Annotated in this window: 21 protein-coding genes; 6 read left to right on the top strand and 15 right to left on the bottom strand. The window is 50.2% G+C overall.

Annotated features, from left to right (window positions below):
* Nucleotides 1-32 precede the first annotated feature (32 nt).
* A complete protein-coding gene (locus ACFVTB_RS12735; protein WP_387749115.1) occupies nt 33-1,010 on the top strand; it encodes a type I phosphomannose isomerase catalytic subunit in 978 nt (325 codons plus the stop codon).
* A gap of 909 nt (nt 1,011-1,919) precedes the next feature.
* On the opposite strand, the gene ACFVTB_RS12730 is transcribed toward ACFVTB_RS12735, so the two are convergent.
* Both ACFVTB_RS12730 and ACFVTB_RS12725 read right to left on the bottom strand, forming a co-directional pair.
* Nucleotides 1,920-3,770, bottom strand: coding sequence for a B12-binding domain-containing radical SAM protein (locus ACFVTB_RS12730; RefSeq protein WP_387749112.1), 1,851 nt, complete (start codon nt 3,768-3,770; stop codon nt 1,920-1,922).
* 222 nt (nt 3,771-3,992) lie between these two features.
* The gene (locus tag ACFVTB_RS12725; RefSeq protein ID WP_387749109.1) at nt 3,993-5,546 is read right to left on the bottom strand and encodes a stalk domain-containing protein; all 1,554 of its coding nucleotides are present in this window, start codon (nt 5,544-5,546) and stop codon (nt 3,993-3,995) included.
* A gap of 233 nt (nt 5,547-5,779) precedes the next feature.
* Between ACFVTB_RS12725 and ACFVTB_RS12720 the strand changes: the two genes are divergently transcribed.
* Nucleotides 5,780-6,076, top strand: a complete 297-nt coding sequence (locus ACFVTB_RS12720; RefSeq protein WP_387749106.1) for a DUF6509 family protein — start codon at nt 5,780-5,782, stop codon at nt 6,074-6,076.
* Nucleotides 6,077-6,150: 74 nt separating this feature from the next.
* Here ACFVTB_RS12720 and ACFVTB_RS12715 read toward each other — a convergent pair whose 3' ends face one another.
* Both ACFVTB_RS12715 and ACFVTB_RS12710 read right to left on the bottom strand, forming a co-directional pair.
* Nucleotides 6,151-6,498, bottom strand: coding sequence for a hypothetical protein (locus ACFVTB_RS12715; protein ID WP_387749103.1), 348 nt, complete (start codon nt 6,496-6,498; stop codon nt 6,151-6,153).
* A 17-nt stretch (nt 6,499-6,515) separates the two neighbouring features.
* Complete coding sequence (locus ACFVTB_RS12710; RefSeq protein WP_387749101.1) at nt 6,516-9,089, bottom strand: TPM domain-containing protein; 2,574 nt, start codon at nt 9,087-9,089, stop codon at nt 6,516-6,518.
* 166 nt (nt 9,090-9,255) lie between these two features.
* Between ACFVTB_RS12710 and ACFVTB_RS12705 the strand changes: the two genes are divergently transcribed.
* Nucleotides 9,256-11,133, top strand: a complete 1,878-nt coding sequence (locus ACFVTB_RS12705) for a prenyltransferase/squalene oxidase repeat-containing protein (RefSeq protein ID WP_387749098.1) — start codon at nt 9,256-9,258, stop codon at nt 11,131-11,133.
* A gap of 221 nt (nt 11,134-11,354) precedes the next feature.
* Here the strand turns inward: ACFVTB_RS12705 and gntK are convergent, their stop codons facing one another.
* Nucleotides 11,355-12,899, bottom strand: a complete 1,545-nt coding sequence (gntK, locus tag ACFVTB_RS12700) for a gluconokinase (RefSeq protein WP_387749095.1) — start codon at nt 12,897-12,899, stop codon at nt 11,355-11,357.
* 166 nt (nt 12,900-13,065) lie between these two features.
* On the opposite strand from gntK, the gene ACFVTB_RS12695 reads away from it, so the two are divergent.
* Nucleotides 13,066-13,398, top strand: a complete 333-nt coding sequence (locus tag ACFVTB_RS12695; protein ID WP_387749092.1) for a DUF1904 family protein — start codon at nt 13,066-13,068, stop codon at nt 13,396-13,398.
* 170 nt (nt 13,399-13,568) lie between these two features.
* Here the strand turns inward: ACFVTB_RS12695 and fur are convergent, their stop codons facing one another.
* Nucleotides 13,569-14,027, bottom strand: a complete 459-nt coding sequence (gene fur / locus ACFVTB_RS12690; RefSeq protein ID WP_387749089.1) for a ferric iron uptake transcriptional regulator — start codon at nt 14,025-14,027, stop codon at nt 13,569-13,571.
* Between the two features lie 184 nt (nt 14,028-14,211).
* Here fur and ACFVTB_RS12685 point away from each other — a divergent pair, with 184 nt between their 5' ends.
* The gene (locus tag ACFVTB_RS12685; protein WP_387749087.1) at nt 14,212-14,400 is read left to right on the top strand and encodes a cysteine-rich CWC family protein; all 189 of its coding nucleotides are present in this window, start codon (nt 14,212-14,214) and stop codon (nt 14,398-14,400) included.
* 12 nt (nt 14,401-14,412) lie between these two features.
* Here ACFVTB_RS12685 and ACFVTB_RS12680 read toward each other — a convergent pair whose 3' ends face one another.
* From ACFVTB_RS12680 to ACFVTB_RS12665, 4 genes are all read right to left on the bottom strand, one after another.
* Nucleotides 14,413-15,648 (bottom strand): MFS transporter, encoded by a 1,236-nt coding sequence (locus ACFVTB_RS12680; protein WP_387749085.1) that lies wholly within the window; start codon nt 15,646-15,648, stop codon nt 14,413-14,415.
* A 121-nt stretch (nt 15,649-15,769) separates the two neighbouring features.
* Nucleotides 15,770-16,309: a GNAT family N-acetyltransferase gene (locus ACFVTB_RS12675; protein WP_387749082.1), complete on the bottom strand. Its 540-nt coding sequence runs from the start codon at nt 16,307-16,309 to the stop codon at nt 15,770-15,772.
* Between the two features lie 85 nt (nt 16,310-16,394).
* Nucleotides 16,395-17,711 carry an MFS transporter gene (locus ACFVTB_RS12670; protein ID WP_387749079.1) on the bottom strand — a complete coding sequence of 439 codons (1,317 nt, stop codon included), beginning with the start codon at nt 17,709-17,711 and terminating at the stop codon, nt 16,395-16,397.
* Nucleotides 17,712-17,850: 139 nt separating this feature from the next.
* A complete protein-coding gene (locus ACFVTB_RS12665) occupies nt 17,851-18,408 on the bottom strand; it encodes a GNAT family N-acetyltransferase (RefSeq protein ID WP_387749076.1) in 558 nt (185 codons plus the stop codon).
* Nucleotides 18,409-18,885: 477 nt separating this feature from the next.
* Between ACFVTB_RS12665 and ACFVTB_RS12660 the strand changes: the two genes are divergently transcribed.
* Nucleotides 18,886-19,524, top strand: coding sequence for a 4'-phosphopantetheinyl transferase family protein (locus ACFVTB_RS12660; RefSeq protein ID WP_387749073.1), 639 nt, complete (start codon nt 18,886-18,888; stop codon nt 19,522-19,524).
* Between the two features lie 100 nt (nt 19,525-19,624).
* Here ACFVTB_RS12660 and ACFVTB_RS12655 read toward each other — a convergent pair whose 3' ends face one another.
* Genes ACFVTB_RS12655 through ACFVTB_RS12635 form a run of 5 tightly spaced genes read right to left on the bottom strand, consistent with a single transcriptional unit; the run spans nt 19,625 to nt 22,726 of the window.
* Nucleotides 19,625-19,804, bottom strand: coding sequence for a DUF308 domain-containing protein (locus ACFVTB_RS12655; RefSeq protein WP_387749070.1), 180 nt, complete (start codon nt 19,802-19,804; stop codon nt 19,625-19,627).
* A 25-nt stretch (nt 19,805-19,829) separates the two neighbouring features.
* The gene (locus tag ACFVTB_RS12650) at nt 19,830-20,615 is read right to left on the bottom strand and encodes a DUF4097 family beta strand repeat-containing protein (protein WP_387749068.1); all 786 of its coding nucleotides are present in this window, start codon (nt 20,613-20,615) and stop codon (nt 19,830-19,832) included.
* A gap of 33 nt (nt 20,616-20,648) precedes the next feature.
* Entirely contained in the window at nt 20,649-21,353 is a 705-nt protein-coding gene (locus tag ACFVTB_RS12645; RefSeq protein WP_387749065.1) for an ABC transporter permease, read from the bottom strand.
* Nucleotides 21,340-22,074, bottom strand: a complete 735-nt coding sequence (locus tag ACFVTB_RS12640) for an ABC transporter ATP-binding protein (protein WP_387749062.1) — start codon at nt 22,072-22,074, stop codon at nt 21,340-21,342. The genes ACFVTB_RS12645 and ACFVTB_RS12640 overlap by 14 nt, the downstream gene beginning before the upstream one ends.
* Nucleotides 22,064-22,726, bottom strand: a complete 663-nt coding sequence (locus tag ACFVTB_RS12635; RefSeq protein ID WP_387749060.1) for a TetR/AcrR family transcriptional regulator — start codon at nt 22,724-22,726, stop codon at nt 22,064-22,066. Before ACFVTB_RS12635 ends, ACFVTB_RS12640 begins: the two co-directional genes overlap by 11 nt.
* Between the last annotated feature and the right edge of the window lie 99 nt (nt 22,727-22,825).

Genomic DNA, 22,825 nt, shown 5'->3' with positions numbered 1-22,825 from the left:
CTACAAATAACATACGTATAGGAGAGAACACGATGACAGCCATTAAACCTTATCCGTTACAATTCAAACCAGAAATGAAAGAAAGAATTTGGGGAGGCCGCGCACTGGAGCAATTCGGACTGGAGCTGCCGGAGGGCTCGATCGGCGAAGGCTGGATGATCGGCGATCACCCGAACGGTACGACAAAAGTTGTGAACGGCGAGCTTGCCGGTCTTGGACTCGACGGCATTCGCGAGCAATTCGGCCGGGAATGGTTCGGCACGAAAGGCTTCTCCGAGAAGAACGGCCGCTTCCCGCTGCTGATCAAATTGCTCGATTGCAACGACGATCTGTCGGTGCAGGTGCATCCGACCGACGACTACGAAGGATTGCCTGCCGGCGAGCTCGGCAAAACGGAAATGTGGTACATCCTCGACGCGAAGCCTGGCGCAAAAATCATTTACGGCCTGAAGAACGACGTCGACCGCGCAGCGATGGAAGCTGCCATTGCAGAAGGACGCATTACGGATACACTGCAAGAAGTGTCGGTTCAAGCTGGCGACGCATTCTACATTCCTGCCGGTACGGTGCACGCCCTGTGCGCAGGCGTTCTCGTTGCCGAAATTCAACAAAACTCCGATACGACTTACCGTCTGTACGATTACGACCGTCCGGGCCTCGACGGCCAACTGCGCGAGCTGCACATCGAAGACTCGCTCAACGTTATTGCCTATGACGGCGCTGGCGCGACTAGAATGAAGACGGACGGCATCGAAGACGGCCAATGGCTGAATATCGCCTCCTCGCCATACTTCATCGTCGAGAAAGGCATCGTTCGTTCTGCTGCCGATTATACTACGTCGCCGGAAAGCTTCATTATTCTCGTTATCGCTGAAGGCAGCGGCACGCTCTCTTGGGCAGACGGCGAACTGAGCGTCAAAGCCGGCGAATGCTTCCTCCTGCCTGCAAGCCTCGGCGGTTATACGTTGAATGGCGACATGACCGTACTGCGCAGCGTCGTACCGGCCTAATTGCATAAACCCGCATCCTGCGGATCGATTGCCATAAGCTTAGGCTAGCAACCCTGGATGACGATAGCTTGAAAATGAAAGAGCCGAGAATGCCCTGAACTGCTGTTCCGCAACCTATTGTTAGAACTAAGCTAACAATATTAGGTTGCAGTTCAGCCCGTAGGGTTTCTCGGCTCTTTCTATCTTTTGTCACGTTCTTGTGCAACTCTGTCCACTCTTCGGCCTTCTTGCCGCTACCGCACTCAAGCTTGTCTTAACACTCATTCCCATTTGTTTTCGCTTATCCATCCTTTCCTGACGCTATTCAGCATATGTGGTCGTTCTTCCACATCTACCTTCTACGCAACAATTGCCAGCATACTTCTTAACCTTAACTTTCAACAAGCCAACGCCCGGTTCTTCAACTAACTAAACTAGCGTAATAGCAACGAGAACCGATTCGAATAAATACCTCCGTACTCCCACAAGATATCGCGCGAATCTTCACACCACCCATCCAACGTTACGGTCCAACTGCTCCATCAGCTTCTCACTCATCGCCAACTGTTACAGGTCTACCCGTGAGCTAACGAGAAATAACTGCATAAATGCAGCTATTTCTCGCCGTTCTACCCATTCAGAACCAAATAACTGCATTTATGCAGTTATTTGGTTCTGAATCAGCGAATAGTAGCTTTACAGGGCAAAATAACTGCTTTTTTGCAGTTATGGCCTCAAACAAAGAGGACAAGCCTAAAATAACTGCATTTTCGCAGTTATTTAGGCTTGTCCTCCATTACGCAAGGATCATATCAACCGAAAGGCATTCCGTATTACGCACGGATCATATCAATCAGAAGGCATTCCATATAGCGCTCAAGACGGTCGATCCGCGTACAGATTGGCGAGCGGCCCCCGCCATCGCAGCGCTTAAATGCCGGCAGCAAGTTCAGCTTCGCCGATGGACAAAACATATGGCACAGCCTGCGTTTTCACATTCGCACTCTCATGCCCGTGGCCTTTCGTACGGCTGCTATCTAAGGCGTAAGCGACGACAAGCAGCGACTGTCTGTCTCTGCGGATTTCGCCCGACTCCAAGTACGTATGCAAGTCGAATGGGATCGTCTCAATTACAGCGTGCTTGTGCAGCTCTTTCTCCGACAATCCCAGCGCAGCGAAATCGGCGGACACCTCCTCTGGACGTTCAGCGATACGGCGCATCCAGCCGCTCCAAACCGCTTTATCCATCGTGAAATCCCACCATGTCTTCCTTGGCTTATACTTATGGTTCAAGAAGTAGTCGTACTTCATCAGACCGAGTACGATGTCAAGCTCAAGCTTCTCGCGTCCCGGCGAGTTCTCATCCTCGCGATAGGCGTTAAGGAACGCCCACAGCCGCGAAAACAGATCCTCCAGCTGGTGACCGATCTTCTGCCAACCCCGCGATTCCCAATAGTCGCCAAACGATTGGAAGAAAGCAAATGGCGACGGGAAAACATGATCCACCAAGTGAAGCAAGGTACGATCCATACGATGATCATTCCAATACTTCTCTAGTACATCTTCCACCCGTTTAATCCTTACGATATCGGCGAAAGGCATCAGGTCGTTGCCGAGCATTTCGTAAGGGGAATGATCCATGTAAATGTAACCCCATTTTTCAGCATCGCGCCGCAAACCGGTTCCGCGCAGCATCTTCAGGAAGCCGAGCTGCAGTTCCTCCGGCCGAAGCGCGAAAACATCGTTGAACGTGCCGCTGAACGTCTCGTAATTTTCGAGCGGCAGTCCGGCGATCAAGTCCAAATGCTGATCGATTTTGCCCGACTCTTTCACCTTCGTTACGGTACGCACCAGCTTCGTCCAATTCTGACGGCGCTGAACCGCCAGATTGGTCTCGTCGTTGGTCGACTGCACGCCGATCTCGAACCGGAAAACGCCCGGAGGCGCATGCTCCGCCAAATAATCGAGTACCTCAGGACGCATAATGTCGGCCGTAATCTCGAATTGAAAGACGCAGCCCCTATGATTTTCAATCAAAAACTTAAACATTTCGAGCGCATAGTCGCGCTTGATATTAAACGTCCGATCGACGAATTTGATCAGCTTCGCTCCGTTATCGATCAAGTATAAAATATCGGACTTGGTCCGTTCGATATCGAAATAGCGAACGCCCACCTCGATGCTGGACAAGCAGAATTGGCAGCTGAACGGGCAGCCGCGGCTTGTTTCAAAATAAACGACTCGGCTCCCGAGCGTCGGCAAATCTTCTTCAAATCGGTACGGCGAAGGCAGCGTCGCCAGATCCAGCTTCGGACGGCCCGGGTTAACGAGCGTCTCGAGATGGTCAGTGCGATGTTTGCGATACGCAAGACCGAATACCATATGAAATTTGCCGGCGCCCGACAGCTCGGTCAGCAAATGATGGAACGTTTCTTCGCCTTCGCCGACGACGATAAAATCGACTTCCGGAATGCGCTCCATCCAATATTCGGTGTCGTAGCTCACTTCCGGTCCGCCAAGCACGATTTTCAGCTGCGGATTAATTTTGCGAAGCATACTGATGACCGTAATCGTCTCTTCGATATTCCAGATATAGCAAGAGAAACCGACGACGTCAGGCTGGCGGTTAAAAATATCGGATACGATGTTCATCGCCGGGTCTTTGATCGTATACTCAGCGATATCAATATCAAAGTCCGCTTCGCTGTACGCTTTCAAGCATCTCAGCGCAAGCGACGTGTGTATATATTTCGCGTTCAGCGTCGTTAACAAAACCTTCATGGTTCGCCTACCTCTTTCTATGGTCGAGCAAGATGAGTACTATTGTACCGAAAACAACGGCTGCCGTAAATATTTGCCTCGCTGCGCCTCTCAACGGACAACCGAAAACGATTGGCGCCGCAAATAAAAAAGCTCCGTCCCAGCCGAAACGGCCGAACGGAGCTTACTAATAACGATAATGAGTGCTGCTTCTTCAATTAATAAGGCAGAATAAATCCAAATCTATTCTCTAACTTTTATAAAAAGCTGGTCCTTTAACTGCATATCGATGATCGGGAATCTCACTTTCCAGCGTCCGTTTCCAAGGTCGGTTACTTCCCCATCCTCAAAGCCGCGAGGCTTGAACGTGTAATCGCGATCGAAATAAATCAGCATTTGAATATTCTCGCCCGGCAGCATGCGGCGCAATTCATTGCCGATATTGAGCGCCCAGCTTCTAAGATCACCGGAAATCGAGTTGCCATAGGAAAGATATACTTTAGGGTCGATATTGGCGCTAAAGACATACCAGCCCTCTCCGTCGCGCTTGACGTTCCACGAATCGAACGTGACGCGCCCTTGGTCGGTTGAGAGCGACGAGAACTGCTTTGTCATCAAGGCTGTGATGTTCTCCGTCGTTTCACCGACCAGCGTAGCAGGCAAGGACGGCTCAAGGAACTTCACTTTTTCCGGCTTATCCGGAAGCATGCCGTACATAAGAGCCGCATGGCTGACCGAGACGGCAAAGTTCAGGTCGGCCTGCGAATTGTAGCCCGACGTCGTGATGCCGATAAGTTCGCCGTATTCGTTGAAAAGCGCTCCTCCGGAGCTGCCGTGATCGATCGGCGCGCTTGTCTGGTAGAAGGAAACCCCGTCCTCGTATGTAATATTGCTGATCAAGCCCTCGGACACCGTGTTTTGAATGGCAAGCGGACTTCCTATAGCTACCACCTTGTCGCCCTTGCGGGTTCCGTAACCGTATCCGAGGCTAACCTTGTCGAGATCCATCGGCTCTTTTGTCTGGATGATCGCAAGATCCGCTTTCTTATTGATGCCCGCGATACCTTCGATCTCATATTCGTCGCCATAAATCGAACTTGCGGAAGCTTCGATTGCGTCTTCAATGACGTGATAGTTCGTCAAGATCCAACGATCGCCGATTACAATGCCGCTGCCAAATGCTTTATTGGTGGCCAGCAGCACGATGCTTTCATCGTATTTAGCAACAATTTGCTGAGGAGTCATCAGCTTGCGCTTGGCCGCTTCTTCCTTCTCGATTTTCTCATACAGCTTCTCTAAGCGATAACCGGGGGATACGATTCGCACCGCGTTGGCCGCGTTGTCCCATTTCACTTCAGCGCCGAGCGATTCCGCAATAAATCGGGCCGGTACAAAGGTCGTGCCTCCGCGTACGACAGCCGCTTCTTCCATCTTCACCGCTTTGCCGTCCACGATCGCTTGTTTTTTACCGACGGTCAACGTAACGACAGTGCCGTTCGAGCGCCCGATAATCGTCTCTGTCTTCGCTTCCCAAGTAACGGAAGCCTTAAGCGCGTCGAATATCGGTCTCATCGGCACGAAGGTAACTCCGTTTTCCGAGAATGGCGCCGTCGAAAGCGATAACTTTTTATCGTCAACGTACACGGCAATTTGCTTGCTCTTTGCTGCCGTAGACGAGGTCTGCGAAACCGAGCTAGTTGGCGCGGCAAATGCCGTATCCGCTTGGGCGAGCGGCGATAAAAGCAGGCCTGCGGCCAAAATCGGACAAAGCAGCAATTTTACTCCTATTTTTTTCACTGTAGTAGTTCCTCCACTTTTTCACTTAATTACCAGTAAAGAATTGCATGTTATTTTAATGTAACACTCCTTCGGGCTGTTTGTCTATGAAAAGCCGTTTTCATAGATTCGCTGCAAACTCCCCAGCATGCAGCCCGTTTGGATAGAAGGAAAGAGGAAATCATGGTATAGTGAAAAGCAGTGATTCCGCCGTGTCCAAAGCCCGGCGATAATAAGGAGGAGCAAGCGAATTTATGTTAACGATAACCGGCTTCAGCGTAGAATATATTAAAGATCCTTTCGGCATCCTGCCCGGCAAACGGTACGAGTTCCTAGTCGACATCGAAATCGACGAAGAGGACGAGCTTTATTCCGAGAAAGGGATTTACATCAGAGCGTTATACAGCGTGGAAGAAAGCGGCGGACGAGTCGTCAAGCACGAGCTGATCGAGAAGGAAACCGAACGCCGGCTCGACTTCGAGCTGGAGGACGAGGAAGAAAGCGAGCTTGCTGCTTTTTGCGAGGAGCATTACGGCGAAGCAGAGAAATAAGCATTTTCCAGAAAATTTAAAAAGACATGCACGGCATTGTACATTGCCTGCATGTCTTTTTTACATAGGACGTTCTACAAAGGAATCCGGTAAGCGGAGTGCTCTTCGATAATATGCTCCCCTTGATTGAACACCCACCTGAACAAGAAACGATCCCCTTTGTAGCCGGTTCGGCTGCGAATATCGGGCATGATGAACGTTTCGAAATGTTCGCGGATCGCTCTCTCGATGTCAGACAGCCGCTCCAGATTGGCAACTTGCTTTTCCTTCGCCTCTTCCTCGGTTTCCGACGTCTGCCTATAGTAGGCGATGCCGATTTCCTCGTCCGTCATCAACTGCGGAAGCGGGGTTCCCGAACCGCGAAAAACCTCAATTACTGTATCGTTCCAATCCTTCATCAAATTCATTGTAATTTCCGTCATTAAAGCTTCATTCCTTTCTACCAATTGGAACCGCCGGAGGAGTTGCCGCCTTTGTTCGAGTCCCCACCATTGCTCGAGCCCCAAGAGCTTCCCCCAGAGGAGTTACTGCCTCCTGAGCCCCAGTTGGAGCCACCGGAGGATTGCTGCTGCCTCGCCATAGCCTCCCGGCGCTCTTCCTCCTCGGCCGCCCGGTAATCCCTGTTCATTTGCTCTACAATTTTATGAAGACCGGCCATTTCGCTGATCGCTTGCGCGTACATGCCGGCGGCGATCATCTGCTGCGTATGCTGGCTGAGCGAGCCGAAGTTATTGTCGTAATGGTGGCGGTTAATTCTCGAACCGGCACGGCGATACACCTTGTCGTACATTGCCTGCGCTTCCCGCATTCGCCGCTCGGCGTCTCTTTTCTCCTCCAGCTTGCGGTTCACTTGGCTTTGCAGCGACAGCACATCGCCCTCGAAATGCCGCAACTCCGCTTCCAGTTCGTCTAGCCAAAAAGGAGGCGTCCGCAACCAAGCGGTAAGCTTATTATACGATTCTTCGATCACCGTGGAAGATTGCCGCCAGCCGTCGTTCCAAGGCAGTGATTCCCGCTTCGCTAGCAATATCGTTCGTTCAAACTGCTTCTGCAGCTCGTCAGTCTGCCGTTTGATCCGATTCAGTCTATCGTCCAGCTCCTGGAACAGCCGTCCGCAATCGGCTATCGTCTCATCGGCGGAACGGCTTTCGGCCATAAGGACATCAAGCAGTTCCCGAGCACGGTCATATTGCTGCTCCTCGTCGCCGCTTAACCGCTTCAACTCTGGCAACGACATCTCCGCTTTGCGAATATTTCGCCCCATCCTCTCGTAGCTCTCGAACGTTTGCTGCCAGTGACCTGGCGCATATTGACTGCGTATGCGGCCCCAATGCCCTTCCAGCGAAACAGCGTTTTGAACATACGAAACCTGCTTAGAATCCAAGTAGCCGATATCCTTGCCGTTCAACTGCTTCAGCTCAGCCTGCCGGTTTGCCACAGCAATCGCTTCGCCCAACAAACGGTCGGCTTCGGCAGCCAGAGAGGCTACTTCGTCCAAAAAGCCCGCTTGGAGCTTCGAATAAAGCTCCTCTATCGCAGCCCGCGCTTCTTCAATTAACGCATAAGGATTTAGACGCGCGACCGCTTTGCCGATCTGATGCTCTGCGGTAATCCGCACAATCTGTTCTCTGCAATCAGCTGCAACAGCCGGCATCGACCGGTATTTATCCAAATAGCCGGCGATGGCAGCAATTTGCCCGTTCAGCTTCTCGCTATCCTGCCATGCCTTTGAAGCGGTCGCATTGCCTGCGATCGGATCGAATACCTCCTGCTTGTCGGCCTCCTCCAACTTACTACCGAGCCTCTCCAGCTCTTGGTAGACAGCCGTAAAAGGAAAAGACGTCGCAGCTTTCGCTTCCTCAATTCGCTTGCGCATTTCCGGAAGCAAAAGATGAAGCTCATCGGTTGTCTTCCTCACGTTGACATCGGCTTCCACGATGAGGTTGATTTCCACGCGCAATTCCGAAAGCCGTCCTTGCGCCGCATCCAGCTCGTTCTTCAGCGATTTGGCCGCCGCATTCAGCTTGCCGTATAAAAGTGGAGAAATTCGCATCATTTCTGCGCCACTTCGCAGCTGATTGACGGATACTAGCAGAGCGTCAAGTTCCCGATCCAGCGACGTGACGAGTCGTTCCGTCTCTCCCATGACAAGGCCGACGAAGGGCTTCAGTTCGCCTGACGCCCGTTCCACCTCTACCATTAGCACGCCGATGCGCGTTTTTTGGTTCGACAGACGCCGCGTCAGTATCGCCGATACAATCGCCGCGGCTAAAATAGCGGCGGCTGCAGCGATTACCGCCAACCACGTAAGGATCTCGCGTAACGGAATCGTAACAGCCGGCGGTGTCGAACCGACTTGACCGTCCGTTCCCGACATACCTCCGGCACCTGATCCGTTCTTTCCCGGAACTTCTCCTTGACCGGGGGCGTGTTCAGCTGTTGGCGCTTTTCCTGCCGAAGGAGCAGATGGCTGATCGGGCTGTTTAACCGGCGGCTCCTCAGGCAATTTCAAGCCGTTCACTGCTTTCATCAGCGAAAGAGCCGCGCCTGCGAAATCGCCTTGCTTCGCAGAAGGAATAAAGTGTCGATTGACAAGCTCGTTCAGCTTTGATTCTCCAACGTTGCCATTGCCGTCATAATCGTCGGGCAGCTCATCGATTGCTGACTGTAGCGCCGGATTGTGAAAATTCATTTCGATTCGGCGCTCGCTTTTAGCCAGAACAAGGAGGACGTCGCTGTCCGCCATTTCCCACGCCTTGTGGACACGTGTGGCGAACACAGCGGAGTCCTCGCCGTTCAAACTGTTCACCGACAGTAAATAAAATTGAAATTGGCCGGCCTGTGCGGCTTTTTCAAGCTCCGCCAGCTTGTCGTCGTCTATCATTTTCGCGCCGTCCTGTATGAAGCCTTTTCCTTTGTCAGGTACGGCTGCGGCAAAAACGGCATGCGCGTTCGTCCATACCAGCAGTGCCAGCGCAATTGTCAGAACGCCTAACCACCTTTTCAACCTCAAACGCTTTCCCTCCCAATCGAGCGGACAATTATCGCTATTTACGTTAGTTTACGACAGGATTCGGCCTCGAGCAAATAAAAAGAGCGGGGCGTTAACGCCACCATAATGAATTCCGTTCGTGCATATATATGAATCGATACTTCTAAAATGCAAAGGATGATTGCACATGCTGGACCGAAACAAAATCCGTACAGCGCTGGATCAGCTTGCGGACGAACTGCTGCTGCGGCAATCGCCGGACGGCGCATGGCGGCTCTGCTTCGACTCGGGCACGATGTCCGACTGCTATTATATCGTGACGCAGCGGCTTTTCGGCCATGCCGACGAGACGCTAATCCGCCGAATAACGGACCGAATCCTTTCCCGCCAATATGCAAACGGCGCATGGAAGGTTTATCCAGATGAACAGGACGGCAATCTGGACGCCACTGTCGAAGCATACTATGCGCTTCTATGCTCCGGTTATTACCAGCCGAATCATCCGAGGCTTGCGAGCGCGAGAAACTTTATACTCGAAAAAGGCGGCCTCGCAGCCGTACAATCGATGCTGACGCAAGCACTGCTCGCCGCCACCAGCCAAGCGGAGTGGCCGAAATCGCTGCGCATTCCGCTGGAAGCCTTTTTCTCCGATCCGCCGCCGCTCGACATCTTCTCGTTGTCGGGCCATGCCCGCGTTCATCTGGTGCCCGTGCTGATCATGGCGAACGAATCGTTCTCCGCCTCCTTTCCCGGCATGCCCGATCTTTCCAACCTATATGCGGATGAAAGCAGCGGAAAAAGCTTTCAAAGCGACTCAACATGGATCGCCGCGCTGCTCGGTTTAATCGAGATGCTCGGCGTGGCCGCCCTGCTTCCTTCCGGCGGGGACGCGGCAAAGCGGCGGGCGCTGCAGTTTTTGTTCGACCGCATGGAGCCGAACGGGACGCTGCTTACCTACTCGACCGCGACGATGCTGATGATGCTGGCTTTGCTGTCGCAAAACTATTCGCCTTCTTCTCCCGTTATCACGAACATGTCCGCCGGCATTCGCTCGCTGCTTTGCCACGGCCAGCCGCATATTCAAGTGGCTTCCTCTGAAGTTTGGGATACGGCTTTGCTGGCCTCCGCGATGCGCTCCTCCGGCCTGCAGCCGAATACCGCTCCGCTTGAACGGGCCGGCGCCTATTTGCAGGCTAGGCAGCAGTGGAGGCGCGGCGACTGGGCGCGGCGCGCACCGAACGCGGAGCCGGGCGGATGGGGCTTCTCAGACGTCAATACGTTATATCCGGACGTTGACGACAGCGCAGCTGCGCTTCGGGCGATACGTCCGTATGCCGACCGCTCCTCTTCACAGCAAGAGGATTGGCAGCGTGGCTTGAGCTGGGTGCTCGCGATGCGCAATAAAGACGGAGGATGGCCCGCTTTCGAGCGGGAGGGCGATCCGCTGCCGATCCAGTTTTTCGCCTTTGAAGGAGCAAAGGATATCGCGCTCGATCCGTCGACACCCGATTTGACCGGCCGAACACTGCTTTTTCTGGTGCAAGAGCTCGGCGTATCGGTCAACAACAGCTGGATTGAGCGAACGGTGCAGTGGCTCCTTTCACAGCAGCGGCCCGACGGCAGCTGGTACGGAAGATGGGGCATCTGCTACGTTCACGGAACGGGGGCTGTCGTGCAAGCGCTGCTTGCCGCAGGCGTCGCCGATGATCATCCAGCGATTCGCAAAGCAGTCAAATGGCTCACTCGCATCCAGAATGAAGACGGGGGATGGGGTGAATCCTGCCTAAGTGATAAGAAAAGAGTCTATATTCCGCTTGGCGTGAGCACGATTTCGCAAACGGCTTGGGCGCTCGACGCCTTGACCGCCGCGCTGCCCAAACCGACAAAGGAACTGGAGAAAGGCGTGCAAGCGCTGCTTTCGCTGCTAGAGCGGGGAGCGCGGGATCCGGCCTATACGTATCCGACCGGCTCCGGTCTGCCGGGGAGCGTCTACATCCATTACGCCAGCAATAATTACACCTGGCCCATGTTTACGCTGTCTTCTATTCTAGCCAAATACAGCTAGGGCGTGTCTGAAACCCGTTCAGTGGCACCTTTCACCGCCTTTCCGCCCCTGCTTCGTTCTGTTTGCTTGACGTACCCCCGGTACGCCTTCACAAACGCGCCTTGCATGGAACGAAAATTCGGCAAAACTTGCTGTCCTCAGAGTTATCAGACACGCCTTAGTCGAACGAGGTACGGCGGTTAACCGATTTGCTGCAAAAAAAAAAGCCATAGCCGTAAAGGCTATGACCATTTTTGCTGAAATTCGGCAACCGCCGCGTAATGGGTTGTATATGACTGCGTCAAGCCTCGATAGATCGGCACCAGCTCCCGGTACATATCCGCGCTGCGACCATCGGGCTGATGGATATGCGAAGCCCCGACCATGCCCGACACCGCGTTAATAGAATCGATCTCTCCAAGAGCGTATAGACCGAGAATGACAGCGCCGAGGCAGGAGCTCTCCACGCTCTCCGGCACATGAAGCTCGCAATCGAAAATATCGGCCATCATTTGCCGCCACAGCTCGGACTTCGCGAATCCGCCCGTCGCATGCACTCGCTTCGGTTTGCCGATGGTTTCCTCCAGCGCTCCGAGCACTTCGTGCAAATTGAAAATAACGCCCTCCAGCGCCGCCCGCACCATATGCGCTTTCTGATGGCGAAGATTTAGCCCGAAATACGAGCCTCTGGCGTTGGCGTCCCATAACGGCGCCCGTTCTCCCGAAAGATAGGGGTGAAACAGCAGGCCGTCGGAGCCCGGATTCACTTGCCCTGCCAGCGCCGTCAGCCGTTCGTAAGCATCCTCCCCGCCCTTCGCAGCCTCTGCTTGCTCCAATTCGCCGAGCTGGTCGCGCACCCACCGGAATATCATGCCGCCGTTATTGACCGCGCCTCCAACCACCCACAACTCGTCAGTCAGCGCATAGCAGAATGTGCGCTCCAAGCGATCCGTCGCCGGGCGATCCGTTACCGCCCGTACGGCGCCGCTTGTGCCAATCGTCACGGCGACGACGCCCGGCTCAATGGCGTTCACACCCAGGTTGGACAACACGCCGTCACTGGCTCCGACGACAAAAGGCGTCGCAGGAAGCAGCTTCATCCGATTGGCGTAGGATTCCTTCATGCCCGTTAAGGCAAAGGTTGTCGGAACCGGCTTCGACAGCCTGTCGGGCGTTACGCCAGCGAAGCGCAGCGCTTCTTCATCCCAATCGAGCCGCTCCAAATTGAACATGCCGGTAGCCGAGGCGATCGAGTAATCGATCACGTATTCGCCGAACAGCTTGAAAAATATATATTCTTTAATCGAAATAAACTTAAAAGCGCTTGCAAACAACGCCGAATGATCATTACGCAGCCACACCAACTTCGAAAGCGGCGACATCGGATGCACCGGCGTGCCCGTTCTTCTATAAATGGCGTGTCCATTCCATTCGTGCTTGATCGTTTGCGTCCATGCGGCACTGCGATTGTCCGCCCAAGTGATGGACGGCGTCAATAAACCGCCGTTCCGGTCGATAGCGATGACGCTGTGCATAGCCGAACTGAAAGAGACGCAAGCGATTTCTTCCGGAGACGCGCCGCTCTCCTCTACGACACGGCTAATGGTCTCTATAACCGCCTCAGCGATTTCATCGGGGTCCTGAACAGCGGCCGAGGGCTCCGGCGAGTGCAGCGGATAGCCGATTCCATGCGTTGCCACGATGCTACCTGTCTTGGTATAAAGCACAGACTTCGTGCTTGTCGTTCCGATATCGACGCCAATTACATATTTCGTTCCCGTTTTCAAAGCGAATTCTTCCCCCTAAGCCAGCTCTAGTCTGCATTGCCGAAGTTGCTTTCGTTTGTAATCCCTTTCATCCTCTTTACGATACATGGGTTTCGTTTATTGTGCAAATCGTTATCGTATTGTTGTATACTTCGGACAGATAGCAATGAAAGAGAGGAATTCAACAATGCCACAGCTATTATTCAGAGGAGTTGAGCCGCAACGGCTCGCGGAGGTCAGCGAAGAGCTTGTCCGCGAACTGGCGGACATCTGTGAATGCGGAACCGACAATTTCACAATTGACTGCATCATGACCGCAGCGGTTTACGGCGGAACAGTTGGCGGGGGCTCCTTCCCTTTCGCCGAGATCGGCTGGTTCGAGCGGGGAACGGCAACGAGAAACCAATTCGCCGAAGCGGTGACCCGCAAGCTGAGGGAAGCTGGCGTTAATGAGTTGGAAATCGCTTTTCGCGTTTATCGCGAAGACAGCTATTATATCGACGGCAAGTCTTGCGAATAGCTGACACGTCAAGCAGAAAAACGCCGTGTGAAACGGAGCGGCAAAAAAAGCTCGGCATTGCAGACCGTCTATGGCGGTCCGATGCCGAGCTTTTCATTAAGGCGAAGCTGATAATGATGCTCCGTTATTATTTTTATTGTTTGCCAGCCAGTGCTATCCCTTTTAACAAATCAGACCGCTTTATCGTTCGACTTCGCTTTACAGGCTTTGCAAATGCCTTGGAAATCGAGACGATGATCGGTAACCGTAAAACCGAACTCCGCTTGCACGCGATTCTCGAGCGGCAGCAGCCAGTCCTCTTTAATTTCCTCAACCGTTCCGCACTTCGTGCAGATTAAATGATGGTGATGGTGGGCTTGGTCGTTGCTGCGCAAATCAAAGCGGGCGGCCCCGTCGCCGAAATTAACTTTTTCGACGATATGAAGCTCACTGAGAAGCTCCAGCGTCCGGTAAACAGTAGCCAATCCGATCTCGGGATACTTCGGCTTTATGAGCAAAAAAACGTCTTCCGCGCTTAAATGATCTTTTTCATTTTCCAGAAGCACGCGAACTGTGGCTTCCCTTTGAGAGGTAAGCTTGAAGCCTTTGGTCTTCAGCTTCCGATTGATAGTTTCGAGCTGCTCATTCATATTCAAAGCAATCACCTGTCTTCCTGTCCTACTTGTTTATAATGATTATAATCTAGTTACGATTATAATCGAAAAATCTCAACAGGTAAACAGTTTTCATTGACGTTCTTCATAAAGCCCTTTCCATACCCGATTTTTGTTATAATGGCGAAGGCAGTATCATCTAGCAGAAGGAGGAGCCGGAATGAAATGTCCGTTATGCGGAGAACAAAACGGCTGCGGAATGACAAGCGGGGAAGCTCCCAAGCAATGCTGGTGTGTAGAGGAACGATTTCCGGAGTGGCTGATCGAATCGGTGCCGCAGGAGCAGAAAGGAAAAAGCTGTATTTGCCAGTCTTGTCTCGCTAAAGCACAGGCTCGGATTATCGAATAAAAGGCAGCCTTCCTACGCATTGGAGGGCTGCCTTTTCGCTTTATCCGGCAGTTTGATAAAAACGGCCAGCAGCGCTGATATGATGGAAAGTCCGGCGAACAAGTAAAAAAGCAAAGCGTCCTGCTTGACGATCAGGGATGCGATTGGAGGACCAAGTGCAACGCCGATAAACCTGGCGCTGCTATAAAGCGACGTAATCGTACCGCGCTCTTTTTTCTCAATGCCTTCGGTAATGAGAGCATCCAGGCTGGGAAGCGCGAAACCGATGCCTGCGCCGCTTGCGAACATAAGCGTCAGCAGAAAGACAATGCCATTCGTATTCACAAGACCGCAAATGAGCATCGCAGCCGCCGTTAGAACCGCACCGCCTCCGGCAAGCAGTTTCATGCGAGTCTTGTTCTCCCCGACGATTTTCCCCGCGGCATAAGAGGCCAAGCAAATCGCCATTAATGGAATGGCCAGCAGAACCCCTTTCCAGATGCCGTCGATACCGTAATCGTCTTCTAAAACCGACGATAAATAATAAAGAAAGCCGAACATAATAAACATGATGAAGCAGCCGATCGCAAAAATCGCATACAGCCATCGGCCTTCCTGTTTCAATATTTTCTTTACGTTTCGAATAAACGTTTTTACAGTCATCTGCTTGCTGTCCGACTCTTTGGACTTCTTTTTCGGAGCATGCACAAAAAAGCCGACGGCAGCGATCGACAGCAGACAAATAACCGGAATTATCGCAAGCGGAAGAAACCAAACGACTAGAGCAAGCGCCGAACCTAGAATAGGGCTAACGACCTTTCCGAAGGTGTTAGACGTCTCGATCATACCCAACCCGCTGCTGACCTCCTCCTCGCTGTCGAACATGTCGCCCACCAACGGCAGCACGATTGGAAATGCGCCCGCTGCTCCAATGCCTTGAATAAACCGTCCAACGAGAATAAGCGCATAGGCGTGCTGTTCCAACAGCCAAGCGGACAGTCCGGAGACCAATCCGCCTACCGCGGCAAGCGAAAGGCCTATTATTATAATTAGCTTACGGCCAAACCGATCCGATAAGTAGCCGGCAACGGGAATACAGAGAATCGATATCGCGGCATATACCGTAATAATAAGGCTGGATTGCATAGCCGATATTTTCAGTTCTTTCCTCATAAGCGGAAGAACCGGTATCAGCATCGAGTTGGCAAGCGTCATAATTAACGGAATGGATGCCAAAGCAGCCAAATCCAACTTTTTCTTGTCCTTCAAGAAGGCTCACCTTTTCTCCGCTTTGTTTGACCCATCGTATAATCTCTACAATTAGCCTGCAAAGCATCCTTGAAGTCTTCTGTAAAAAAAAGGATGGACGAAGCCGTCCCCGTTTTCCGGTTCACAGCCCGCCCACCAGCTCTACATTCGCAAAAGTTTCTCCCAGTTTCGCCTTGTCACCAAAAATACCGCTGATCTGATTAAATCCCGCTTTAGTCCAAAATCGAAGCTCCGACCAATTTTGTAGCGACACGTTCACCCGCAGCTCTTGATACTCCATCCTGCGGGCAAGGGACAGCAGCTGTTCGATTGCTTGCCGTCCTAAGCCTTGCCGCTCGCTATCCCAGTCGAGACATAAAAAAGTAATATACATCGAACTCGGCATTGGATATCCATGGTAGATGCTAATAAAACCGATTAGAGGGTCAGCGGCCTTATGCCGAATGGTCTGAATGCGAAAGCGAACCTGAAGGCCATCGGCAGGTAAAATGCCGTTATGAAAGCTATTGTGCACATAGCTCGGATCACAGTGACCTCCCTCCAGTTCGCGCCCGGCAAAGTTTGCCGAGTAAAGCTGCTGTGCCTCGTTAATATCCGATTCATTCATATCTTCGATCGTAAGATCCGAGGTCGTCCATTTGGACGGAATAAGTTTAATCATCGCCAACATTCCCCTTTGTCGCGCGTATCAAGCGGATTACCGAACAGCGGCGCTGCAAATTTACGCTTTGCCGCGTCCGATGCTGTCATTTCCCGGGAAAAGCATGCCCGCTCGTTTCTGTTTTCCGGCGTCCTAGCGGATATAAATAAAAGAACAGCAAGGCCAACAGCAGCGCCGCGATCGGTATGACACTTAGCATCGAACGAAATCCCCATACCGCTTCGGCGGTCTGTACCGGCGTATCCTTCACATAATTCGTCCATTCCAAAATCGCGCCGGACACAATCGCCTGCAGTGAAACCCCGAAGCGAACGATAAAACCGTTCATGCCGAAGTACATCCCTTCGCGTCGCTGGTTCGTCCGTTTCTCATCCTCGTCGATAACCTCAGAGAGTACGATCTCCAGCAGCACCATCAAACCGGCTAATCCGATGCCGACCAATCCAGCTGTCACGGCGGCAGCCCCAACGCTTGTAACGAACAGAAACGGCGCCATGGCCACCATATAACAGCATATAGCCGCCAATATCGTTTGCCTTGGACCCCAGCGCTGCACCAATCTTCCCCACAGATAGACGCAAGGTATGGCGACCACAAAGATAGAACCAAGCAAAATGGTGCTGCTTAGATCATCAGAGGAGCCGAGCACATATTTGGCATAGAAAGGAATCATTGCAGGCAGCATTGCGAACGTGAATTGAACAAGAAAACTGCCGATAACAAAATAAACAAACGCTTTATTTTTGAAGGTATAGGAAACCGCCTCTTTAAACTTAAAGGTCGCCTCCGGCGCCGTTCCCCGCTCCTTGCTTCCTTTTAACATGACGATAAAGAACAGTAAAGCTATGGCTCCGAAAATCGCGCCCATTGGCCCCCAACCTAAGCTTCCGTATACGACCGGAGGGAGCGCTACCCCGATGATCATGCCGATAATGCCAAACATTTGCCGCCAAGAGGCCACCGACGCCCGTTCCTTAATCGTGGTGAACAATTCTGGGAACAAAGCTGAATAATTAAGCACGACCATGACGAACAAAATATCGTAAGCAAGAACGATGCCGAGAAAATACCAAAACAACGTCATCCCTTCGCCAACCGGAATCCAAATAGCGGTAAACAACGCGACAAGCGGCACCATGCCGAACATCATGTAAGGCACTCTTCTGCCCCAGCGTGTTTTCGTCCGGTCGGATACATACCCGAACAGCGGGTTCAGAAGCGCATTAACGACTCCATGAATGACCATTGCGAGACTGATCAAATACGGCCTTACGCCAAGCACGTCGACATAATAGAACAAAACAAATGCAGCAAAAGCTTGCGCGATCAAATTGACGGACAAATTACCCGAACTGTACGCCAATTTTTGCTTCAGACTGGCTTCCGGCTTTTCCGGCATCATCAACTTCACTCTCCCAAAAGGACGGCTGATAAATATCTATTCCATCTTACTTGAATATGCTTGAATATTCTAGCAAAATTGTAAATCCTCCTTTGTATGAGAAAGCCGTTCAGTACCTATCCGATTCACAAACTCAAAGTCAGCCGACCGGCTTCACCATCCGCATGTAAAGATGGCCGCTTAGCGTAAGCTCTCCGTCTTCGCTATAGCCTTGTTTCGAATACAGCGCATGCGCCCGGTCATTATATTGCTCCACGATTAGCGAGACGAGCGAGTAGCCTTCTTGCAGCGCCTTAGCCTCGAACGCAGCCATCAGCTTTTTGGCGATACCCTGTCCTTGATATCTTCCGTCCACAGCGATCGAATCCAAATAAAATTCGCCCGGTCTCGTTTCCGGCGTAATGGTATGCTCTCTGCCCGTTTCTTTTTTAATACGATCTATAAAAGGAGCGTCTAGACTCTCCACCTTGTCTCCACCGTAGCAAAGCAGCATGCCTGCTGCAACCCCGTCGCTTTCGAATACAATCATGTTGCGATAGCTGATCCGATTATTTTCCTGCACATAAAATTCCTTCAGTATGTTCATCGCCTCAGCCTCGTCTTCTACGCCCGCCAGCGAGCAGGCAATCGAACCGATGGCATCGTGCAGCAAAGGCATAACTTGCTCGATATCTTCTTTTAAAGCCGGTCTTATCATATCTGTATCCCTCCGTTAATCTGGCTGTTATGCTATTTTATCGCATTGCGGTCTCTTCTATAAAGAGGAATTCGCCTTCATCCTCGATCCCTTTGAACAGCAGCTCAAAACCGACATCAGTGCTTGACTATAAGTGAGGGAAGCGCTGCGAGTCAGAGGGTTCTTCCGATCGCCATTAAAGCCTGATTCCTTTATTATATTGAAGTTTGCGGTAGGAATCTTGCTTTAAAAGCGACCACTGCCGTTTCTCCAGAATCCCTCTGCCCCTTCGCTACTCTCTTCTTTCCGTCAAGAACTGATTGATGCAGCACCCAAAAATCAACATTAATATTTAATATAGCCAAATAAAAAATCGAGATCAAACATTATTCGATCTCGATTTATGAAGTTCTTATTTTGGGGGACAAGTCTCGCTAGCAATCTTGTAATATAATGGTATACTCGTCATATTCAGTACATAATAGAAAGGTGAAAACCATGATCTACTATTTTGATGCTATGGAGCAATTTACAGATGGCTTGTGTGATCAATATATCGACAGACTCCCGCTTGAAAGGCAGCAGAAAGTCCGTCGATATAAACGCCTTATTGATCAGAAATTAAGCATCATTTCTTACTTAATTCTGCAACATGGTTTGCGCAGAGAATATGGCATAGACGAGCAGGTACACTTCGGATATAAGGATAATCATAAACCTTATTTACTTGATTACCCGCACATTCATTTTAATATTAGTCATTGTGAATGTTGTGTTGCGGTAGCGATCTCCTGCAGCGAAATCGGTATTGATGTTCAAAACATGATGGACTACGATGATAAACTTGCTTCTTACGTCTGCAGCAAACAAGAAATGGAACAATTAACGATAGCTGACGATCCAGGTATTCTGTTTATTAAGTACTGGACACTTAAAGAAAGCTATCTCAAGATGAAAGGTACTGGTGTCACGGATCATATGAGCAATTATGATTTTTCTGAAGCATCAACTCCAGGTTTCGAACAATTTAACCTCAGATTTCATATCCTCCATCATCCGCAATACATCATGAGCACCTGTTCAGTCGAACATCATCTGATAATGCAGCCGCTGAGGCTTATGGACTTCACCTCATGAAGTATTGGAGTTACCGAACCGACGTTATAGGACTCATCGGTTCAGGCTCCTCCTTTGTCAGTTCTCTAAGTCAAAAGCGATATTTCAGAAGGCTTCTGTTCTAAGATGGATTCAAGCTGTAATTAATAAATGCACTTACTATCGCGCAGCAGCCAAACAAGATAAACCAGCCTGCCCATCGATTTCGCTGTCTTTTCTGCCTGCTGGTCACAATTCCAACAATCCCGGCCAATAAGACGAGTACAGCTACGCTGGTTCCAACAATCCATCCTGGTTCCATACAGTTAACCTCCTCACGGTATCATCTATCCTTTTTGAATAGTGAAGGAGCCGCCTCTTACTTCAGCTTCAAAGCTGCTTCCTCCATCTTTATAAACGAGTACGTCTTGAGTTTTCTCCAGTGGAAAATCGCTCTTATACGGACCTGACACCTTCTTGAAACGAAGGGTAAAACCATCATTCTCTGGAATCGATATGACAACTGGTCCTGCTGTTGATACTGAACGAATTCGTGTCAGCATCGTTGATGATCTAACCATAAGACCTCGTCCTGACGTATGTGCGTCAAGTTCTGTGTAACTGCCATACAGATCGATCTTAGAGGAGATAGCGCGAATATACAGCGTATGACAGGTTATAGACTCACCCCTCACGGGACTTCCTACTGTATGAAGCTCTAGTTCTTCGATCGTACCTGACAGCTGCACGCTGCCTGATGTTGTGTTGCATTTACAGCGATCTGCATTCAGATTCACTATCTCAAGATGTCCTCCTGATGAAATCAGCGACAAGGATTTCAACTGAGCTTTAGGAAGATATACCTCCAAGACTGTATTGCTAAAATGAAGACCTAGCTTAAATGCTCTCTTACGCCCGTCTACAATAGACAGTCTCCCGCCTATAACTTCAACATGGAAGAGTTTTGCCTCCGATAATTTCCCATTTGTCAGTTGAATAATTCGAATCTCGTTGCTTTCACTAGGCAGAATTCGAACATGACCCGTCAACCAGTCAACGGAGACATCTGTTATCGTTTCTGTGATTCGTTGTTGCTTTTGAATAGATAACTTGTGATTTGCATGCACATCCATACACTCCTAGCATTTCCTTTTGAATATTCATCCTTATTCAATCTCCATGCGGTTCACAGTATTCATGAGATTGAGAATAATCATTACACCAATTGCGACGATAATCAGTAAGATCAACATTAATATAGTATCGTTGCCAAAGCTTCCGATAACGGCATTACCAAACAATGCACACAGAATAAAGGAAGCTACAATTGTCGTCGGTATCGACTTCTGAATGAAGCCAATACGCATGGCGATCAAACTTATTCCATTTACACAAATGGATAATACGATAATGATCTTCAACATGGAGAATAATAAATCTAGCGTAAGGGAGTCGTTTACGATCGGTGAGATGGATTCTGTAAGCCAAAATAGTAGAAAAGGAGGTATGTTACATAGAATCATAGCTGTTGTCGTAAAACCCATCACAATAGCCAATTTTGAGAGCAGCCATTCCTTGCGATTAATGGGATATGAGAATAGAAGCAGTAATTTTTTCCCCGAATACTCTTCGATCACAAACCTGGCGTACATAACGGCTGATAGAATAGAAAACATAATCATGCTAATAATGGCCGTGAACAAAAAGATATTCGGGTATTTTTGAAAATCAACTTCATTCTCCACTTTTGCTACATAAGAAATAAAGTAGATGAATCCAACTAGAACCATACATATGATTAGACTTGCACTCATATAGGCACGCATGCGATTTCTTCTAATTTCCAACTTCATCAGCTTAAGCAAGTTCATGACCTCCGCTCATCATTCCGAAGAAATACGCCTCCAAACCGCTCGGATATTGTTGCTTAATCTCTTCAAGCTTCATCTCACGAACGACCCTGCCTTGTGCAATTATGCCGACTGTATCAGCGATATGCTCAATCTCCGATAAAATGTGGCTCGATAGAAGAATCGTCATCCCTTCCTGATGAGTCAGGTTCAACAGTAACTCTCTTATGTCACGGATCCCCATCGGATCGAGTCCATTAAGCGGTTCATCCAAGATTAATAATTCGGGCTGATGAATTAAGGCTCTTGCGATCGCGAGGCGCTGACGCATACCAAGTGAGAATTTCGAGACTGGCTGATCACCAGTATTTACGAGCCCTACCTTCTCGAGAACCTCTGTAATATTTACATCTTTCATGCCCATATAAGCCAGGTGCAATGTCATATTCTCTTCTGCCGAGACCTGTTCAAAAAATACAGGAACCTCGATTAAGCTGCCGACACGACGAAGTACTTCATCTCTGTTCACCGTAACATCCATCCCCAAGACGGTTGCCTTCCCTGCTGTCGGATGCAATAGTCCGGTCAAGATCTTCATAACCGTAGTCTTCCCTGCGCCATTGCCGCCTAGAAACCCATAGATTGTTCCCTTATTGACCGTCATTGTGCAGCCCCGAATGACCTCGACGCCGGAAAATGTCTTGACTAGCCCTTCCGTCTTGACAGCAATGTCACTGTTCATCCTGTGCATAGCCTCCGATATCAGAATGGCGCTCAACAATCTTCTGAATTAACTGATCGCTGACAATGTCCGCACCCAACTGACGCATCATCTGCTGCAGAAATTGGAGGCGACTCGTTGTTTCTGCCAGCTTGCGACCAAACAGCAACGGGTTGATCCATATATTCACGAGCAGCATAAATACTTCAGCGCATTCAATCGGATACTCCGTTGTAATCGATCCATCCTCTCTGCCATCCATCATAATCTGTGCAATAATAGGAGCGTCGTTCTTTACGCCTTCTTTGATGCCCATCACAACAAACTGTGGATTTTTAAGCTGAGTACTCAATACACCGTCGATCGAATGCGCATCTTGATCTGCCACAATATTCTCCAAGATACTAGCAAGCTTCTCACGCGCACTTGGTGCTTGTGTGTTGCGAATTAAATTCTCAAGCATCTGTGCGGCATAGCTAAACTGTTGTTCCATTACCGCATCCAATATATCCTCTTTTGATTTGAAATGATGATAGATGGCTCCCTTAGACATTCCCAATTCATCAATAATGTCTTGAATACTCGTTTTCTCAAAACCCCTTTCCGTAAATAATTTTGCTGAAACCGATAGGATAAGCCCAAGCGTTTGTTCTGGATATTTATTTCTAGCCATTCGAATGCTCCTTTAAGATACCAACCGTTGGTATGTATAATAATGGATAAAGTTTCCTTTGTCAACGTACAGCTAACAATTACTTTTTTTGGATATTGT

The organism is Paenibacillus sp. NPDC058071, assembly GCF_042885235.1.
GTDB lineage: Bacteria > Bacillota > Bacilli > Paenibacillales > Paenibacillaceae > Pristimantibacillus.
Note: the sequence above shows the minus strand (reverse complement) of the source record. Positions and strands in the feature narration are given on the sequence as shown.

What these genes read in the sequence shown, in the direction of transcription:
- ACFVTB_RS12695 (WP_387749092.1), top strand. Translation starts at nt 13,066, where the DNA reads ATGCCACAGCTATTATTCAGAGGAGTTGAGCCGCAACGGCTCGCGGAG.
- fur (WP_387749089.1), bottom strand. Translation starts at nt 14,027, where the DNA reads ATGAATGAGCAGCTCGAAACTATCAATCGGAAGCTGAAGACCAAAGGC.
- ACFVTB_RS12685 (WP_387749087.1), top strand. Translation starts at nt 14,212, where the DNA reads ATGAAATGTCCGTTATGCGGAGAACAAAACGGCTGCGGAATGACAAGC.
- ACFVTB_RS12665 (WP_387749076.1), bottom strand. Translation starts at nt 18,408, where the DNA reads ATGATAAGACCGGCTTTAAAAGAAGATATCGAGCAAGTTATGCCTTTG.
- ACFVTB_RS12660 (WP_387749073.1), top strand. Translation starts at nt 18,886, where the DNA reads ATGATCTACTATTTTGATGCTATGGAGCAATTTACAGATGGCTTGTGT.
- ACFVTB_RS12705 (WP_387749098.1), top strand. Translation starts at nt 9,256, where the DNA reads ATGCTGGACCGAAACAAAATCCGTACAGCGCTGGATCAGCTTGCGGAC.
- ACFVTB_RS12735 (WP_387749115.1), top strand. Translation starts at nt 33, where the DNA reads ATGACAGCCATTAAACCTTATCCGTTACAATTCAAACCAGAAATGAAA.
- ACFVTB_RS12715 (WP_387749103.1), bottom strand. Translation starts at nt 6,498, where the DNA reads ATGACGGAAATTACAATGAATTTGATGAAGGATTGGAACGATACAGTA.
- ACFVTB_RS12635 (WP_387749060.1), bottom strand. Translation starts at nt 22,726, where the DNA reads ATGGCTAGAAATAAATATCCAGAACAAACGCTTGGGCTTATCCTATCG.
- ACFVTB_RS12730 (WP_387749112.1), bottom strand. Translation starts at nt 3,770, where the DNA reads ATGAAGGTTTTGTTAACGACGCTGAACGCGAAATATATACACACGTCG.
- ACFVTB_RS12720 (WP_387749106.1), top strand. Translation starts at nt 5,780, where the DNA reads ATGTTAACGATAACCGGCTTCAGCGTAGAATATATTAAAGATCCTTTC.
- ACFVTB_RS12670 (WP_387749079.1), bottom strand. Translation starts at nt 17,711, where the DNA reads ATGATGCCGGAAAAGCCGGAAGCCAGTCTGAAGCAAAAATTGGCGTAC.
- ACFVTB_RS12675 (WP_387749082.1), bottom strand. Translation starts at nt 16,309, where the DNA reads ATGATTAAACTTATTCCGTCCAAATGGACGACCTCGGATCTTACGATC.
- ACFVTB_RS12640 (WP_387749062.1), bottom strand. Translation starts at nt 22,074, where the DNA reads ATGAACAGTGACATTGCTGTCAAGACGGAAGGGCTAGTCAAGACATTT.
- ACFVTB_RS12645 (WP_387749065.1), bottom strand. Translation starts at nt 21,353, where the DNA reads ATGAACTTGCTTAAGCTGATGAAGTTGGAAATTAGAAGAAATCGCATG.
- ACFVTB_RS12655 (WP_387749070.1), bottom strand. Translation starts at nt 19,804, where the DNA reads ATGGAACCAGGATGGATTGTTGGAACCAGCGTAGCTGTACTCGTCTTA.
- ACFVTB_RS12650 (WP_387749068.1), bottom strand. Translation starts at nt 20,615, where the DNA reads ATGGATGTGCATGCAAATCACAAGTTATCTATTCAAAAGCAACAACGA.